Raw genomic sequence first — 2,771 nt, 5'->3', positions numbered from 1 at the left:
TGGAATAACAAAAATTTATTGGTGGTTAGTATAATTTATAAAAACCGAGCAATCCCAATTTATTTTGAACTTCTTTCAAAACTTGGTTCAAGTAATTTTTTAGAGCAAAAACAAATACTATCAACTATTATAGGGCTATTTGATAGCTATCATGTTGTTATTTTGGGAGACCGAGAGTTTTGTTCAGTTAAATTGGCTGAATGGCTAGAAAAACAAGGGTTTAAGTTTTGTTTAAGACTTAAAAAAAATGAGCAAATTGAATTAAAAAATCAGGGGTGGATTTCCCTGAAAAACTCGGGATTAAAACCAGGAATTTCGTTATTTTTTGAAAAGGTTAAAGTCACAAAAACTAAACAAGTATCAGGATTTAGTATTGCCTGTAAATGGAAGAAAAGTTATCGAAAGTCAGTAAGCCAAGAAGGTTGGTTTATCCTAACAAATATGAGCGAATTGTCTGAGGCAATATCAGCTTATAAAAAACGTTTTGATATTGAGGAAATGTTCCGAGATTATAAAAGCGGTGGATATAATAGCGATGCAGCGCGGTCTTGGGGGTTTCCCCCATGAGCGACTGCATCAAGACATGGAAGGCAGTAATGTTGTCGGTAAACGCTTTATATCTTTACTTATTATAATCTCTTTTGCTTACTTTATTGCCACAATTAAAGGAGAAATAATTAATAAAAAAGGAGTTCAGGACTATGTAGCGAGAGTCAAAGAATATGGGCGATTAACTAAAAGACATAGCAGTTTTTATATTGGAATGTATGCTCAAAAATGGATTCATTTTATGGATAAATGTTGGGAATTAGTTTATGCTTTGATGCGTTTAAGTCGTCATAAGCTCGATAATTATTTACGAGCGATGCAGCGCGGTCTTGGGGGTTCCCCCCATGAGCGACTGCATCAAGACAGGTATGAGAGCTATGAAGCTTATACAGTCTACTTTTTAGCTCTCATGTCGCCCCCCCAGAGTATCTATAATAAATACTGATTAAAAAAATCTGGGAAAACTGCTAAATTTTTATTAGCAAAAAACTTTATAAAGTGATGAATAAAGCCTTGTAACAATGAATACAGTATCAGATTTAATAACGCGACCCAATTGCCCTTACTGCAATTGTGAGCAAACAGTAAAAAATGGCAGCACTCATAATAAAAAGCAAAAATATCTCTGTAAAAACTGTAAGAGACAGTTTGTTAAAAATCCGACAAATAAGCCGATACCATTGTCGATAAAAAATAGAATAGATGACCTATTACTTGAGAAAATATATGCAAGCAGGTATTGCTCGAACAGTTGGAGTTTCAAAAACATGGCTTCAGAAGTATGTTAATAAAAAATATGCTGAAACTCCCCGAATAATCAAGGTTTCAGAAAAACCAAAAGGAAAAATGTCCATAGAGTGTGATGAAATGTGGTCTTTTGTAAAAAAAAAGATAATCAGCAATGGATTTGGTTGGCCATTGATGGCCGTTGGCCACGCTACGCGAACAAAAAACTAGAGAAATAGTTGGAGTTTATATTGGGGATCGCACTCGCGAATCGGCAACTAAATTATGGAAGTCTTTCCCTCCAGTAGTTCGACAATGTGCTGTGTGTTATACAGATTTTTGGGAAGCTTATCAAACAGTAATACCTAAAAAACGTCACAAGCCGGTAGAAAAAAAAACGGGTAAAACTAATCATATTGAAAGATTAAATAATACCTTAAGACAAAGGATTAGTCGTCTGGTTAGGAAAACGTTGTCATTTTCCAAAAAATTAGAAAATCACCTAGGAGCTATTTGGAATTTTGTTCATCATTATAATAAATGTTTGTCGGGGTGATTAAGCCATCACTACATGTTTATCACTACCGAATAATTAACATAAACAATTATTTAGCAAAGGTAACAGCGGATCTGGAAACAAAAATTATTACAAATTAATTTAGGACGCTATTTTATTGGCAAAACTAGGAAGTATCAGTAGTTTGGACTTTGGCAAAAACAGCTAAATTGCCCCAAAATCCTTAACCCCGTGAAAACCAATCCTTCTAGACTGCCGACGGGTAAATTCTCCCACTGAGGGATTTCCTTGAGGATCTACAACTCCTGTTACCTGTTGCCATAACACATCAGGAGCCAACGATACCTTATAGGTGCGATCGCCTGTCTTGGCAACGTGATACCACTGGGTTTCCTGGCACTCACTACACCAAAAAGCCTCTAGCCACTCTCCTTCGATAGCTACTGTAGTTTTACTCGCTATCAGCATCAAGGCATATTTTTGTTTAACACCACGCTCCATCAGTTGTCCTGGTCGATCAGCAAACAATCGATATTTTTGACTAGCACTATCCAGGTGGCAACGATGAATTGGACAGAAAATAGCTCTTCGTTTAGAACGTTTCCGATTACGTTCACATCTTCTTTTTTGAGGTGTTGTTTGTGTCATGATAAGGGAACAGGGAGTAGGGAGTAGGGAACAGGGAGTAGGGAGTAGGGAGTAGGGAGTAGGGAGTAGGGAATCGGGAATCGGGAGTAGGGAGTAGGGAATCGGGAATCGGGAATCGGGAATCGGGAATTCGGAATTGGGAATCGGGAATCGGGAATCGGGAATCGGGAATTCGGAATTGGGAATCGGGAGTAAGGTAGGTAGTGCCTAGGCTGTTTATTATGAGTCTTTTTAGGGGGAGATCGTTCACACCAGGATTGAGCTTTGCTCACGCTTTGCGATTAGCCCGAAGGGCGTTGGCTAGCGAACGCGTACGGCGATAACGCCCAGA

2 protein-coding genes and 2 pseudogenes are annotated in these 2,771 nt (G+C 38.1%); 2 read left to right on the top strand and 2 right to left on the bottom strand.

From position 1 onward, the window contains the following. Together F6J99_RS43895 and F6J99_RS43890 are read left to right on the top strand one after the other, a co-directional pair. Positions 1–994, top strand: a pseudogene (locus F6J99_RS43895) (IS4 family transposase); the annotation flags it as partial. A 76-nt stretch (positions 995–1,070) separates the two neighbouring features. Further along, positions 1,071–1,831 (top strand): annotated as a pseudogene (locus F6J99_RS43890) (IS1 family transposase). Between the two features lie 165 nt (positions 1,832–1,996). On the opposite strand, the gene F6J99_RS43885 reads toward F6J99_RS43890, so the two are convergent. Beyond that, entirely contained in the window at positions 1,997–2,440 is a 444-nt protein-coding gene (locus tag F6J99_RS43885; protein WP_293123450.1) for a hypothetical protein, read from the bottom strand. Beyond that, a complete protein-coding gene (locus F6J99_RS43880; RefSeq protein WP_293123446.1) occupies positions 2,437–2,712 on the bottom strand; it encodes a hypothetical protein in 276 nt (91 codons plus the stop codon). The genes F6J99_RS43885 and F6J99_RS43880 overlap by 4 nt, the downstream gene beginning before the upstream one ends. Between the last annotated feature and the right edge of the window lie 59 nt (positions 2,713–2,771).

The organism is Moorena sp. SIO4G3, assembly GCF_010692305.1.
GTDB lineage: Bacteria > Cyanobacteriota > Cyanobacteriia > Cyanobacteriales > Coleofasciculaceae > Moorena > Moorena producens_A.
Note: the sequence above shows the minus strand (reverse complement) of the source record. Positions and strands in the feature narration are given on the sequence as shown.

Excerpts from the sequence above, each read along its gene's own strand:
- F6J99_RS43885 (WP_293123450.1), bottom strand. The coding sequence starts at position 2,440 with ATGACACAAACAACACCTCAAAAAAGAAGATGTGAACGTAATCGGAAA.